This is a genomic window from Actinoallomurus rhizosphaericola, from assembly GCF_024055675.1.
Lineage (GTDB): Bacteria > Actinomycetota > Actinomycetes > Streptosporangiales > Streptosporangiaceae > Actinoallomurus > Actinoallomurus soli.
This window is the reverse complement of the sequence record NZ_JAMXMW010000030.1, coordinates 1-14,540: the sequence shown is the minus strand read 5'-3', so window position 1 is coordinate 14,540 and position 14,540 is coordinate 1. Positions and strand designations below refer to the sequence as shown.

Sequence of the window (14,540 nt, the reverse complement as noted above, 5' to 3'; positions counted from 1 at the left end):
GCGTGGCACCCACACCCACTCCGGCAGACCGACCAGCCCCTGAAATCCGCGTGGCGGTGCCGTATGCACGGTAGGAATCGGCAGGTTAAGGGCCTCCCACGCTGCTTTGGCCAGTTCATGCGGCGTTACGGAAGGGGCGTCAGTCCCGCAGATCACCGGTCTACCGCCGATGACCCCCAGCGCGCCTACGATTTGGCCAGCGGCAGCAGCCTCGGCGCAATACGGTGGAAGGCTGTGCTCAGGGTCTGCCTTCGACTGCGGGAGGCTGGCTCGAATCGTTCCGATGCCGTGACTGCCGGGATTCCTTGCATAGGGGTTGTAGGAGTGAGGACCGGCGATCACGCCACGATCACTCCCGCCCGGCGACGGGTCGGCAGGAGCGGGTACGGAGAGCCCGATGATGAGCATTCCCGTTGCGCCAACGATGGTCGTTATGCGTGACACGCGGCTTTGAGTTGCCTGAGCTCCGAGATTCGCCATCGACCGTCACCTCCTAGTGTCAGCTTCGCCGTGAGGTTCCGGTGCGCCGTACCACGTGTGTCCGATACCAACTGATGAGTCTGTGTGCTGGCTAGCCCAGCGTTCGAGGCGTCTTGGCAGTCGTGGATCGTGGCTGTTCCTTGCTGCACGTCGGCTTGGGTGACGTGAACGATCACATGGCCCCACGGTTCGAGATGCTCGGCCTGCTGTTCGACCGTCTGGCGGATCACAGAATCCAAATACCATCCCGTAGCAAACTCACCCAATATGGGACGAATACGTTCTGGGGGTGCCGTGAGGGCCGCGTCGGAGGCCGAGAAGAAACGCGTGTATGCGGCGACGGCCGCGTCTTGTGACGTGGCATCCGAAGCAGGAGCCGATGAGGGGGCCTTTGTGTCCGGAAGAACGGATCGCGGAGATTCGACCGGGAGAGCGACTCTTGAGTGTTCGTGGCCACAGCCCGTTAGAGAGATCAAGGCCCAGGCGGTATATAGCGCTCCCTGAAAGGGCCGGGATATCGAGGCGGGCCGATGATAACTCGGAGACGCTACCGACCAAGAGGTAGTCGTTGCGGTCTGTAGGTCAGCGCGGAGTTCACCCGATCGGCGCGCCCCCGACTTGATTGTCACCGATCCACCTCCTCGCCTTGGGCGGCGACCGTTCTCCACACCGAGCCGAGCCCGGATTGTGAGTGCCATGCGACCGACCGTAAACATGCCTGATCACCGTCCCGTCACCAAGAGGGCCGAACATCTTCACACTAAGTAGCGACTAGTGACTTATTGTGGCCGAACTTGGCCATGCTAGAGGGTTGAGGCTCGCTGTAGCGTGGTCGGTTCCGACGATGCGGGAGGCAAGGACGATCGGGGATGAAGTTCCGGATTCTGGGCTCCTTCGAGGTGGTCAGCGAGGGTGGGACGCGTGTTGTAACGCGGCCGCTGGCGCGCGGCGTGCTGTTCGTGTTGGTCCTGTACCGCAATCAAGCTCTGCCGCCAGACCGGCTGGTCGATCTGCTGTGGGGGCCGGCGGGGGACGATGACCGACTGCACTCGCTGCGTACCCGCATGTGGGACCTACGCCAAATCCTTACCGCCGAGCGGCTGGTCACCGATGACGTCGGCTACCGCCTGCGCATCGACCCCAACTGTGACGAGGTCGATGTGGACCGTTTCCGGAATCGGCACCATCAGGGGCGCGCAGCGCTGGCCGCCGATGACCCGGTCACCGCGGCGCGCCTGCTGGATGAGGCGATGGCCCAGTGGACCACCGATCAGCTCGCTGATCTGCTCCCGGATACTCCGGCGATGGCCGCGCTGGTCACTGGGCTGATCGAGGAACGCCGAGATGCCCGCAATGCGCTGGTGAGCGCTCGGCTGGCGTTGGGCCAGCATCGCGAACTGCTGCCTGAGCTGCGAACCCTGGTCGCCGTCGAGCCGGGCAACGAGCAGGCGTGGGCTGATCTGATGCTCACGCTCTACCGATGCGGTCTCCAGGCGGACGCGTTGCAGGCATTCACCGACGCCGAAGCCGCCTTGGCCGCGCACATCGGCGTCGAGCCCGGGCCGGCATTGCGTTCTTTGCGGCGCCGAATCCAGGGCAACGACCCGCAGTTGCGACCACCGGCAGCCACGGGCGCGAGGGGCGGTCACCAGCTAGGGCGAGGCGTGCCGCGTCAGCTGCCGGCGGACCTGGGGGACTTCACCGGCCGGGAAGAAGAGGCTGCAGAGATGATCGCGCTGCTGTCGCCGGCTTCGTCGACGACAGCACCCCGGGTCGTCGAAGTCAGTGGACCACCGGGAATCGGCAAGACGGCACTGGCCCTGCGGGTCGCACACGCCGTTGTTCATGACTACCCCGACGGCCAGCTCTACTTACGCCTGGCCGGAGCGTCACCCGCCTCACGCAAAGCGCCCGAGCTCTTGGGCGAGGTCCTGCACGCCCTGCGAGTCCCCACCTCGGACATCCCGCCTACGCTCGCCCAACGCGCCGCGCTGGTGCGCACCATGCTGGCGGACCAGCGCATGCTGATCGTGCTCGATGACGCCACCTGTCTGGAGCAAGTCCAGCCGCTACTGCCTGGGGCCGCCGGATGCGCCGTCATTATCACCAGCCGCACCCGGCTGGCCGGCATCGCCACCGGCCGCTCGATAGCCCTCGGCCCCCTCGACCATCGTGACGCGCTCCAGTTGCTGAGCCGCCTGGCCGGTCTCGAACGGGTGAATGCTGACCCCGCAGCCGCTGGCGCCGTCGTCGAGGCGTGCGGCAGGTTCCCCCTCGCGGTCCGGATCGCCGCCGAGCGCCTGGTGAGACGTCCGTCCTGGCCCATCGCCTACCTCGCTCACCGCTTGGCCGATGAAAAGACCCGACTCGATGAACTGGTCGTCGGGAACCTGGCCGTACGCGCCAGCATCGCCCTCAGCTACCAAGCCCTTAAGCCTGCGGCACAGCGGGCATTCCGATTGCTCGCACTCGCCGGGACTGGAGAGTTCTCCGCATGGGCTGGCGACGTCATCCTCGGCGAACCGAGCGGGGTCCTGATCGATGTCCTGGTCGACCATTCGCTGCTGGCCGCCATCGGTATCGATCCGCTCGGCCAGCCTCGCTACCGCTTCCACGACCTGGTGCGCGAATACGCCGTCGAGCTCCTCGCTTCCGCCCCTGACACCGACGTTGCGCGCGAGCGCGTGATGAAGGCGTGGCTGGAACTGGCCGACGTCGCCGACGCCCTCATCCCGCGTGGGCTGCACGCACCCCCACGGACCCGTCCTCCGCTCGCGGCGCGCGTCGTCCAGCCGAGCCTGGCGCAGCGGGTCGCCGACGTTGCGGAGGGCTGGTTCGCGGCCGAACGCCAGAACCTGCTGGCCACCGTTGAGACGGCCTGCGGTCTTCCCGGCGGGTACAGGCTGGCCCGGGAACTAGCGCTGCGGCTTGCCGCGTACTTGCGCCTGTACGGCTGCCACGACGATGCCGAGCACATGTGGACCACGATCGCGCAATCCGCCGAGGCCGTCGGGGAGACGGCGTTCGCCGCCCGGGCGTGGCTGCGGGCCGCCATCGTCCTCGCCGGCGACCGCACCGACCCGATCCCCGCACTGCCGTTGGTCGCACGATGCATCACCACCTTCGAACGGGCGAAGGACCATCAGCGGCTTGCTCGCGCCTATGGGCTGCGCGCCTACTGCACCATCGCCACGGGCGACTTGCACGCCTCCAGAGCCGACGCCGAACGCGGCCTGGCCCTGGCGCGCAAGAACGGCGACCCGCACGCGGAGTTCTTGTGCCTGCGGGTCCTGGGCGGAACACTGGTCCGGCTCGGCCGGCACGCTGAGGGAATCACCCGCTGCGAGGAAGCGCTCGAACTCGCCCACCACCAGGGCAACACCCGGTACGTCTGCGTGGCCCTGCACTCGCTCGCCAAAGCCCGTCTGCATGCCGGCCGACCCGATGCCGTCCTTGACCTATGCCGGCAAGGGCTCAGCCTCAGCATCGACGGCCGCGAACCGCTTCGCGCCTACTTCCATCGGCAAGCCGGGCTGGCCTACCAGCACCTGCATCTTCATGACGCCGCGATCGATGCCCTCACGATCGCCGCGGACCTCTTCGGCGCCCGGCACGCTGACTACGAATACGCCTGCTGCCTGCACGCACGCGCCAAAAGCCACCAAGCCACCGGCAACTACAATCAGGGAGCCAGCGACCTGGAGAAAGCCATCATCCTGTTCAACACCCTCGGCCGCCGAGATCTGGAGAAACAAGCACGAGAAGATCTCGCCAATTATCAGCCCATGGAATGAACTCCTTACGCGATTAGTCATGCACCTCACAGGGATGGCGGTCATATGCAGGCCGGCTTGCGCCCGATTCAGAGTCGATCGACGATGCATACCGGAACCCGTAGGCGGAACCGGAGAGCGATTATTGGATGAAGCCGAGCACCTCGAAGACAGCGGACTTGATGTCAGTGAGTTCCAGAAGCGCCACTCGGCGGCGATGCCGCCGGCCGCGTGGTCCACGCACTCGGCAAGATCGGTGAGCTGATCGAATTCGGACTCTTCTCGCTCCTCGGCCGCGCAAACCTACCCGCTCGCCGAGGCGCACCGAGTGAGCGAGCAGGGCCAAATCCGCGGGAAGCTCGTGCTGCTGATCGACTGGAGCGGTGCCGGCGAGGTTGACGGGCGCCGGCCGCAAGCCGCTTGTGCCGCAGGGATGCCAGCATGTCTACCGCTGGTCTGCCGACTTGCCCGCCGCCCAGGCCAGTAGAGCCTGTACACGATAACGCTGCAGGTCAAACGCGAGCTGTCTATGCCGATGCCCCACCCGACTCATACAAGGACTCCCCTCTATCGAATGACGGCCCCACGAGCCACAGCTCCTAGACACGGCACGGCCAACCGCGCCCGCCAGGAAAAATCCTCAGCAAATCCACTCACTGATAATCCACGCTTCTGGCCGGCAACTCCTATTCAGTGGCCATTAGAACCTTGGCCAGCGAGTCCGCCGAACTACATGGACGGCAACCTAAAGAAGAGTCTTCGAACCGAACACAGAATGGCGTTAGCGACCCGGCGAGACGGGGTATTAATGATTCAGCGAAGCAAAACGAGCCGATTCTCACGGGGGGACGCGATGACCGTCACGACGGATCACTTCGATGGCGAATTCATGCACGTCGATGCCGCCGACGTCCGGCAACACGACATCATTTTGGGCGGTGCCCGCCCGGTCATAACCCCGCCGGTCACCACCACCGACGGCCGTGTCACCGTGACCACCACGAACGGCCCGGAAACGTTCACCGCCACCGCACCCGTGCATGTGTTCCGGCCCGCCGCCGGAACGATCAGCGAAGAATGCCCCGAATGCTATTCCGCGCCCGGCGAACCATGCGCCCCGCATTGCCTGAGCTACGCCGCGCTCGACGACGCGGCCGGTACCAACATCGCGTGACCCCCGTGCCGGTGCGCCTCACCGCCCGGGTGTGGTGCACCGACACTGTCACGATCATCGCGACACCCGTAGCCCCATCGGGGGCAATGCGCCCGTACGGACGGCGTACCGCCCCCCGGGGGGATAGCGGGGGGGCGGTACGCCGTCCGTACGCATCGGCCCGGTCACACCTCGCCGCGCGCGGGGATGACCGGGCCGTTTGTCATTCCCCGGGGTGACGTGGCGAGGGTAGACCGCGTTCAGGGTGGGCTCGCCGAAAGCGGTCGGCGCGCCACCCCTGCCGGGGCTGAACGCGCCGGGGCTGGCGGGGTGGTCACGGTGGGGGCAGATGCCCGGCCCCCGGCAGTGATGAACCGATCCGCGCCGGACGTGACGAACTGATCCCGTCAGCGGACCACGCGCGCCCGGCGGTCGCCGTCTATCGCGTGACGCGTGACGGTGGCCGGTACGGCATGTCACCAGTCGAACGCGGTGCATACCGGCCCGCATTCACCGCGCGCGTGTGGGCCGTCGGGGGCGAAATGCGCCGCTATGGCGCGCCGGGTGTCATCCTCCCCCCGGGTGCGGTTTGCGGGGCGGCCGGTCGTGCGCGGGGGTGCACCGTCATGGAGTTGATCGCATCACGGGCACGCCCCGTAGGGCATGCGCCGTCCGAACGGCAGCGGCGCGTGGGTGTGGTCGATCAGGCCACGGGCGGCGCGGTCGGCGCGGCGGGCGTCGCATCGCGGGCATTGCCCGGGCGGGCGTAGCGGGTGGAACGGTTGGGCCGGGTGGTTGTGCTCGGCCGCTTCCCCGGTGCCGCTGGCGTTCATCGCATCCCCCGTTGATCGTTCGCACTTTTGGTGTGGCGCTAGGTCTATTGGACCTCGTAATCACGTGAAGTCAAGTCACCGAATCGAGTCGCTTACCGGCTGGACCTGATACCGGTCGGGTAAGGGACTCCAGCCGTTGAGGACTGGTCGCCGGCGCGGGCGGAAAAGGTGAGGTTGTTCAGTCCCCGGTGACATCCGGCCATCCTTGACTGTGGCGCGTTTACCGAGGTAGAGCGCGTGATCACGGGGTGGTGGAGGTGAGATGGTCCAGCCGTTCCGGTAACCGAGGAACCCGCGTTTTCCTGTTGCGCGGACACCGGGTGTCGAGAAATGGTCGAGCTCCACGCGACAGGAAACGGCACCAAATGAATGGCGCCGACACCACCTGAGAGGACCCGTCAAATGACCGCCATCGACACCCGCACCAACGCCACCGAAAAAAGCGCCGCCAATGACGCCGTAAACGGCGCTCAGACGGCCGGTGAGCCGACCGGTGCCACCACCGTGGCCGTTAGCCCGGTGGAACTGGCCGGGGCCGTGTGGGGCGCGCTGAACGCCAACCCCGGCGCGTCGGCCGCGACCATCGCCACGGCGGCGGGGGTGTCCCAGCCCACCGCCCGCCGTGCCCTGAACGAGTTGGAGGCTGCCGGGCACGCCGCCCGGGTCCTGGGCGGCTACCGCGACGGCAGGCGCGTCCCGGACGCATGGAACGCCACTCCGGCGACTGACGCCACCGGCACCCCCGACACCGAATCCGAGGCGACCACGGATACCGCCGACGACGCCACCGGCACCGATGTGCCGGAGGTGACCGTCACCGCGTCCGATGACGGCACCACCCCCGCCCCGTCCGCCGGGGTGCGCCCGGTAGACGAGGCCACCGGCGATGCCCTCACCACCGACACCGACGGCGAGGGCGGGCCGGGCGGTGAGGACACGGCCACGGATCCGGTGGACGCCGCCACCCCGGACACCGGTACCCCGCCGACCGAGGAGGCCGGTCCCGCGCAGGTCAATGACGACGGGGATGAGGGGATGGATTCGGCGGCGGTCAGCGATGCGCGCGAGGCCCTGACCGCGTTGGGCGAGGCGGTCACCGCTGCGTTGTCGGCCCTGCAGGCGGGTGACCGGGAGGCGGTGCTGGCGGCGGCCGAGACGTTCTACGCCGGTTCCGGTGCGGCCCGCCGCCGGGTCCGGGCCGCCGCGCACCGGCGGCGGCGCGGCGCGTCGGGGGCGGCGCATGCCGCGCCGGGGCAGCTGCGGGAGAAGGTCGCCGGGCATCTGGCGGCCCACCCGGGCAAGGAGTTCACCCCCCACGAGATCAGCAAGGTGATCGGGCATTCGGCCGGGGCCATCGCCAACGCCCTGGACCGGTTGGCCGCGCTCGGGCAGGCCATCGAGACCTGTGAGCGGCCCCGCCGGTTCGCCGCCACCGAAGACACGCCCACATCCGCAATCGGTGCGGCCACCGGCACCGCGACCGCCTGAACCCGCCCCGGGTGGGCGGCGGCCCGCGTTCGGGCCGGTCCGCCCGCCCCGCCCGGTCCCCCCGGAACCGACACCAACGCGTCGAGGGAGATCACGATGAGCACTACCACGCCCACGCCACCAGCGGGCGTCGCGACCACGGCCACATCACCGGGCACGCCATCGGCCACCTCAGCCATGGAGTTCGCGGTGCGGCGTACCCCGACCGGACGGCTGGGACAGGGCGAGTTGCGCCGTCAGGTCGCCGCGCACCTGCTGGCCAACCCCGCCGATCACTTCACGCCCGGGCAGATCGCCGGTGCGGTCGGTGCCCGATCGGCCGGTGCGGTCGCCAACGCGTTGGAGACGCTCGTGGCCGGTGGTCACGCGCAACTGACCACCGCCAAACCGCGCCGGTTCCGCGCCACCGCCACCACCGCCGAGGCCACCAAAAGCGGGCCGGTCCCGGCCCGCCCGCGCCCCGCCTCGCACCCGCCCACACCGGGCACGCCATACTCCCGCCCGGCGTCCCCCGGCACCGGCGCGCCGGGCGGGACGGGTCCGGACGCCTCGGCGGTGGAGGCGGGCGGGGGTGTGCGGCGGCCGAACGGACAGACCTACCATCCGCGCGCGCTGGCTGATCTGCCGGACGTCACCGCGTTGCGGAAACTCCGCGCGGCGGGCATCCCCGCCCTGTTGTACGGGCCGCCCGGCACCGGCAAGACCTCCCTGGTCGAGGCGGCCTTCCCCGACCTGATCACCGTGGCCGGGGACGGGGACACTGCGGTCGCCGATTTCGTCGGCGAATACACCCAGACCAGCGCGGGCGCGTATGAGTTCGTCTACGGGCCGCTGGTGACCGCGATGACCGAGGGGGCGTGCCTGTTCATCGACGACGCCACCCTCATCTCCCCCAAGGTGCTCGCGGTGGTGTATCCGGCGATGGACGGCCGCCGTCAGATCACCGTCAAAGCCCACACCGGCGAGACCATCACCGCCGCCGACGGCTTCTATGTGATCGCCGGGCACAACCCCGGCGTCCATGGCGCGGTCCTCACCGAGGCTCTCGCGTCCCGGTTCGCCGCGCAAATCCGGGTGTCGACCGACTATGACCTGGCCCGCACCCTCAAGATCGATCACCGCGTGGTCCGGGTGGCCCGCAACCTCGCCACGCAGGTCGAGTCGGGGCTGATCGGGTGGGCCCCGCAGCTACGTGAACTGATCGCCTTTCAGAAGATCACCCGCGTTCTGGGCACCGATGCGGCGGTGGCGAACCTGATCGGGATCGCCCCCGAAGAAGACCGGGATGAGGTCGCGAAGGTCATCGCCACCGTCTACGGCCGCACCGTCACCCCGCTGGCATTGGGCCGCCAACTCTGAACCGCCACCGGTCCCCCACCGCCGCCGCCTGCCATCCACAGATGAGAGGACCCGTCATGTCCACGCACCTGATCACTACCCGGCCCGAACCCACCACCCCGAGCGGCGCGTGGCTGAAACTGTCCGCCGCGTTCACCGACCAGATCACCCACCTGACCGGGCGCGAGGACCTGACCGTCACCTGCGCGCCCGGAGCCGGGCTCGGCTCACCGGGCTGTTTCATCCCCGCCCTGGCCACCATCGAGCTCGACGGCACACATTTGGGCCACAGCCCGGCCACCTGCGACCCGCGCCGCCCGTCGGACCGGGAACGCTACCCCGCGCTGTGGGGCGTGTTCGTTCACGAGGCCGCCCACGCCCGCCACTCGAGGTGGACCACCACCCCCGAGGAGGCGCCCACCGCCCACGCCGAGGCGGCCACCATCTTGGAGGAGTCCCGGATCGAAGCCGCGCAGGTACGGCGGCGGCCCGCTGACCGGCGATGGCTACGCGCCTCCGCCCGCCAACTCATCCTCGCCGACTTCACCACCCGACCCGGCACCGGCACGGCCACCACCTCCGCTGCCACCACGCCAGGAACGCCGGGCACCGACACCACGAGCACGGCCGCCCACGGTCCGGAAACGGCGGAGATTCCCCACGTGGCGATGACGCCGTGGCAGGCCGGGCGCGCCGCCGCGCTGTTGCTCGCCCGCGCCGACGCCGAGGTCCTGGACACCGATGAGGTCGCCGCGCTGAAGGCGACCATCACCGAGGTGATCGGGGCCAGCCGATTGAGCGCGCTGGCCGCCCTATGGCACCTCGCCCACGCCACCGCCGATGACGACGCCGCCACGATGCTGGAGCTGGGCCGCCGGTGGTGCACCATCCTCGGCACCGATCCCGACGCACCTCCCCCCTCACCCGAAGACGAGCGAGAAGAAGAGGGGGATGGGGAGTCGAGCCGGCCGTCACCCTTGGCCGCTGCGATCAGCGCCGCACTCGTCGCCATCGCCACCGCCGACGCCCCGCCCGCCCTACCGCCCCTCCCGGACAAGGCGAAAGAACGCCAAGAGAACAAGACCGCCCGGGAACGCGCGGAACGCGCCGCACGGGCGGTGTTCGGCGAACCCGGCGGACACGGGACCGGCGGTCGCGGTGACACCGCGATCAAGCGCACCCGCCAACCCACCCCCGGCGAACAAGGTGCCGCACGCCAACTCGCCCGCCATTTGAAGGCCGCCGCCCACCGCGAACGCGTCACCATCACCACCACCTCGGCCACCCCACCCGGACGGCTGCGCATGCGCGGCGCGCTGGCCGCCGACGCCCAGCGCGCCGCCGGGGCCACCCCCACCGCCGAACCCTTCACCCGCACCATCCGCCGACACATCCCCGCCCCGCCGCTACGGGTCGGCATCGCCTGCGACGTATCCGGATCCATGCACCGGTTCGCCGCACCGGTCGCCTCAGCCGCCTGGATCCTGGCCCGCGCCACCGCCCACATCCCCGACGCCCGCTCGGCCACCGTCATCTTCGGTGACCGCGTCCGCCCCATCACCCACCCCGGACGCGCCCCACGCCAGGTGAGTGAGTTCTCCGCCTCCGACGGAACCGAACGGTTCTGCCACGCCATCGACGCCCTGGAGGCCGCCGTCGACCTGGCCCGCCCCGGGGCCGCCCGCCTGCTGGTCATCGTCTCCGACGGCGTGTTCCGTGCCGAGGAGCTAACCGACGGGCAACAACGCATCACCCGCCTGACCCGCACCGGGTGCGCCGTGCTGTGGCTCACCCCCGACACAACGCACTACCCGATGCACGGGGCGCACACGGTCACCCTGACCGACCCCGCCGAGACCGCCGCCACCATCGGCCGCGCCGCCGCCCGCGCCCTGGCCACCACCTGACCACCCGCCGGGGCGGCGTACGTCACCACGCCGCCCCAGACGAGTCACCCCATCACCGCCCCAGCTACCGCACGGCCCAGGCAACGGGCCGCTGACGCAAAGGGAGTCACAGATGAACGAGTTCGCCCAGTACCTGTTCCGCCTCCGCGACGAGGCGCTGGAAGCCGCCGGTGACAAATGCGGCCGCCTGATCCGCCTTCTCGAGGAAGCCGAGAACGACATCGCCGACGCCATCGCCGACTTCACCGTCAAGCAGTCCTACGCCGACTGGTGGATGACCGTGACCGACCACATCGAACACGGCGGCCTCGACCCCGTCACCGCCCTGATCCGGGTCCGCGACGCCGCTCACAACGCTGTACTACGCGGCCCGGGCCCGCACCGCTCGATGTACCACCACGCGCAATCCCTGGCACGCACCGACGCCGCCCGCCGGTTCTACAACGACACCGCCGCATTGGACCTGATCGCTATCACCACCTCGGCCCCCACCGCACCCGCCGGGTGACCACCCCCGCCCGGGTGGCACACGGGTGCTGCCCAGGCGGATGCCGGGGCTCCCCGGGTCGACTTGTGTCGGCACATCGAGACACGCCACGCTCCCGCCCCCGCCCGGGTTCCCGGGCCGGGCCGATCACCCGACCAAGGAGAAGCGATGCAGCCTTTCGCCCAGCACCTGTTCGGCTTGCGCGACAACGCCAAAGACGCCGCCGAGGAGGCGTGCAACCGCCTCATCAGCCAGCTCCGCGTCGCCGCACCCGACCTCGGCCCCGCGATCGCCGAGGTCGCGCACCTGCAGGCCTACGCCCGCTGGTGGACCACCCTGACCAACCACATCGAACACGCCCACAGCGACGCCGTCACCGCCCTGGTCCGCACCCGCCAGGCCGCACACCGTCTCCTACTCGAAAACGTCATCCCGCGCAGCGAGTGCCCCTTCACCGACGCCCAGGCCATCGCCAACCTCGAGGCAGCCCGGCACTTCTACCACGACACCCAAGCCCTCGAAATCGTCCCGCTCCCCCCGGCCGGACCGGCAACACCCGCCACCGGGCCTGCCGCCCCGCCTCCTGGCCCCGGCCCGGCCATCCCGCCCACCGGCACCTACCCGGCCATCGATCCCCGGAGGTCAATGTGACCACCACACCGGGCCTGATCTGGCTTTTCCTCGGCGAGCCCGCACGCGCCGAACAGATAGCAAACCACCACCGCGCCCTGAACGAGGCACTCGAACGCCTCGACTCGGCCCGCGGTAAGGAGGCCGGCCAGGCAGTCATAGAACGCCTCACCTCCGAGGTCGTCGCCGCTTCCACCGGATTCGCGGCGGCGGCCGGGCCGCTGATCACCCACCTGCTCGTCATCACCGCCGCGCTACGAGATGCCGCCCACTACCGGCGTCTGAACGGCGAATGCTGCGCGCAGGACCCCGGCCACCTCGGAACCGACGTCCCATGCGATTTTCACGCTGTTCAGCGAAACCTGGCTGACGTCTACACCACCGCCCTGCACGCCATCACCGGGTGAACCGCACCCGTCGCAGGCGGGGGTGGGCCGGGCACCAGCACAGGAGGGGGCTGCTGGAGCCCGGCCCGCCACCCCCGAGTCTTGGTCACCAGCAACTCGGCCGACGTCCACTCCGGTCCACGCGGCACCGCGACAAAAGCAGCGACCGCTCGCGGTGGCCTACGCCTGCGCCACAACGGTTCATGCCGAACAGATAAACGCCTGCGGTGCATCCGGCTGCTACCGCAAGAAGGGATACACACCGATGTTTCGAACCATCCGTATTGACGATGAAGTCATGGCCTGCCTCGAACAACACGCCCGCCCCGGCGACACCCCCAACCAGATGGTGCGGCGGTTCCTGGGCATGGAGGACACCCCGTCCAAGCCGGATGCCGCCTGCGCGGTGCAGGCGGCGCTGCGGGCCAACCCTGGCCTAACCGCCGCCGAACTCGCCCACGCGGCAGGGGTCGGCTACTCCACCGCAGGCAAAGCCCTGGCCGCGCTCGCCGACAAGGGGGCGGCCACCCGTACCACCATCTACCGAACTGAAGGCGGTGGGCCCGGCAGAACCGGTTACCGATGGTGGCCCGCCGACTATGACCACACTTCTCAGCCACGGGGGGATTGACCGTGACCGCTCCAACCCGCCATCTCCCCCCAAGGCCGATGTGGCCGCCACCCTGGGCAGCACCGTCCCGACTCCCGGCAACGCCGGACCCGACGAGCCGCTGAGCCACCGGCACCGGACCACGACCGAAGCACTCCTCACGCCTCCACTGCGGCAGCCTCGCCGGCCGAGAGGCCGACCACACTCACCCGTGCGTCATTGCCACCGCCCGGCCGGTGGCATAACAGCCACGCTCGACGAAACGGGTCCCCGGTTGTCCGCCGGTTCGCGCTGTTCGCCCTCCCCGGACGTGCCGCCTCGTGCGCCTGGGGGCCTGCCGATCGGGGCATGTGGCCGTGCCTTGACGTGCGCCGGGGAGTCGAGCCTGAATCGACGCCCATCGTCACCGCACGCCCGGGCCCAATCCCCGGGGGCAGGGTCGGCGATCGGTGTCCATGCCGCTACGTGGAAGGAGAGGTGCCATGGCGCTGGTATCACGTCCGCTGGCCGGGCCCGGGCTGCCTGGGACCGCACTGGAATTGGTACGGGCCGCCGGGTGGACCGTCACATTGGACGACAAGGCGAACGCCTACGCGTTCGCCCCGGACCGCCGGGTCATCCTGGCGTTCTTGCCCGAGTCCAACGACTTCTCCCCCGGCGGGCCGCTGTGGGGCATCCGCGCCTACGGTGACCTGCACGACCTCATGTGGGAGGCCACCTTCACCGACAACACCCCGGTCGAGTTCATCACCGCGTTCCTGACTGACCTGATCAAGCCCGAACCCCTCGACACCGAACGCGAGGACGAGGCCTCCTGCCTGATCGCGTTCGAAGGCCTCTGACGGGGTAGTGGCGACCAGGCGCAACGTCCCCAGACGATGCCGGCCCATCCCATCCCGAGGCGCTCGGATCGTTGCGCCTGGCCCGACGAGACCGGGCCGCGCACCAGCGCGCCCGGCATGTCAAAGCCGCCGCTCCCCGCGAGCGCCTCACCACCACGACCACCTCGGCCACCCCGACGCGTTGGCATGCGCGGCGTGCTGGCCGCCAACGCCGCGCGTACACCACCGCCCTGCGGGCGGCACGGCGCCTGGATCTGGAAGGTGATGATCAGCGATGAAGTGGAACCTGCGCCTGGCCGCCGCTAAACGCGGCGTTTGGAAACCCAGCGAGTTGCAACGCCTGCTCGCTACCGAGGGGCTCGCCATCAGTGTCGCAAAGGCGCACTACCTATGGTCCGGGAGGGTGCAGAAGATCAATATTTCCGATCTGGATACCATCTGCACCGCTTTGGGCTGTGGAGTCGAAGAAATCCTGATCCCCAGCATGATGGAACGGATCGATGACCAGCGCGACCAGACGGCTCCGACGGCGTCGGTCGAGACAACCACGCCTGTCACGAATCACACCAGCGATCAGAACACGCCCGTCGATATACGGCTCCTGCGCGATCTA

At 69.3% G+C, this 14,540-nt stretch carries 12 protein-coding genes; 11 read left to right on the top strand and 1 reads right to left on the bottom strand.

Annotated features, from left to right (window positions below; all coding sequences use genetic code 11):
* The first annotated feature begins 1,349 nt into the window (after positions 1-1,349).
* Positions 1,350-4,274, top strand: coding sequence for an AfsR/SARP family transcriptional regulator (locus tag NE234_RS40980; protein ID WP_252786557.1), 2,925 nt, complete (start codon positions 1,350-1,352; stop codon positions 4,272-4,274).
* An 832-nt stretch (positions 4,275-5,106) separates the two neighbouring features.
* A complete protein-coding gene (locus NE234_RS40975) occupies positions 5,107-5,427 on the top strand; it encodes a hypothetical protein (protein WP_252786556.1) in 321 nt (106 codons plus the stop codon).
* A 620-nt stretch (positions 5,428-6,047) separates the two neighbouring features.
* Here NE234_RS40975 and NE234_RS40970 read toward each other — a convergent pair.
* Positions 6,048-6,239, bottom strand: a complete 192-nt coding sequence (locus NE234_RS40970) for a hypothetical protein (RefSeq protein ID WP_252786555.1) — start codon at positions 6,237-6,239, stop codon at positions 6,048-6,050.
* A 402-nt stretch (positions 6,240-6,641) separates the two neighbouring features.
* Here NE234_RS40970 and NE234_RS40965 point away from each other — a divergent pair, with 402 nt between their 5' ends.
* The 9 genes from NE234_RS40965 to NE234_RS40920 all read left to right on the top strand — a co-directional run.
* Positions 6,642-7,727 (top strand): DeoR family transcriptional regulator, encoded by a 1,086-nt coding sequence (locus NE234_RS40965; protein ID WP_252786554.1) that lies wholly within the window; start codon positions 6,642-6,644, stop codon positions 7,725-7,727.
* Positions 7,728-7,823: 96 nt separating this feature from the next.
* Positions 7,824-9,086, top strand: a complete 1,263-nt coding sequence (locus NE234_RS40960; protein ID WP_252786553.1) for an AAA family ATPase — start codon at positions 7,824-7,826, stop codon at positions 9,084-9,086.
* 56 nt (positions 9,087-9,142) lie between these two features.
* Positions 9,143-10,972 carry a VWA domain-containing protein gene (locus NE234_RS44890; RefSeq protein ID WP_256530218.1) on the top strand — a complete coding sequence of 610 codons (1,830 nt, stop codon included), beginning with the start codon at positions 9,143-9,145 and terminating at the stop codon, positions 10,970-10,972.
* Positions 10,973-11,084: 112 nt separating this feature from the next.
* The gene (locus tag NE234_RS40945; protein ID WP_252786552.1) at positions 11,085-11,480 is read left to right on the top strand and encodes a hypothetical protein; all 396 of its coding nucleotides are present in this window, start codon (positions 11,085-11,087) and stop codon (positions 11,478-11,480) included.
* A 147-nt stretch (positions 11,481-11,627) separates the two neighbouring features.
* Positions 11,628-12,110, top strand: coding sequence for a hypothetical protein (locus tag NE234_RS40940; RefSeq protein ID WP_252786551.1), 483 nt, complete (start codon positions 11,628-11,630; stop codon positions 12,108-12,110).
* Positions 12,107-12,496 (top strand): hypothetical protein, encoded by a 390-nt coding sequence (locus tag NE234_RS40935; protein ID WP_252786550.1) that lies wholly within the window; start codon positions 12,107-12,109, stop codon positions 12,494-12,496. Before NE234_RS40940 ends, NE234_RS40935 begins: the two co-directional genes overlap by 4 nt.
* A gap of 244 nt (positions 12,497-12,740) precedes the next feature.
* Entirely contained in the window at positions 12,741-13,106 is a 366-nt protein-coding gene (locus tag NE234_RS40930) for a helix-turn-helix domain-containing protein (protein ID WP_252786549.1), read from the top strand.
* Between the two features lie 461 nt (positions 13,107-13,567).
* Entirely contained in the window at positions 13,568-13,927 is a 360-nt protein-coding gene (locus NE234_RS40925) for a DUF317 domain-containing protein (RefSeq protein ID WP_252786548.1), read from the top strand.
* Positions 13,928-14,201: 274 nt separating this feature from the next.
* The coding region (locus NE234_RS40920; protein ID WP_252786547.1) for a helix-turn-helix domain-containing protein at positions 14,202-14,540 on the top strand (339 nt) is incomplete at its 3' end.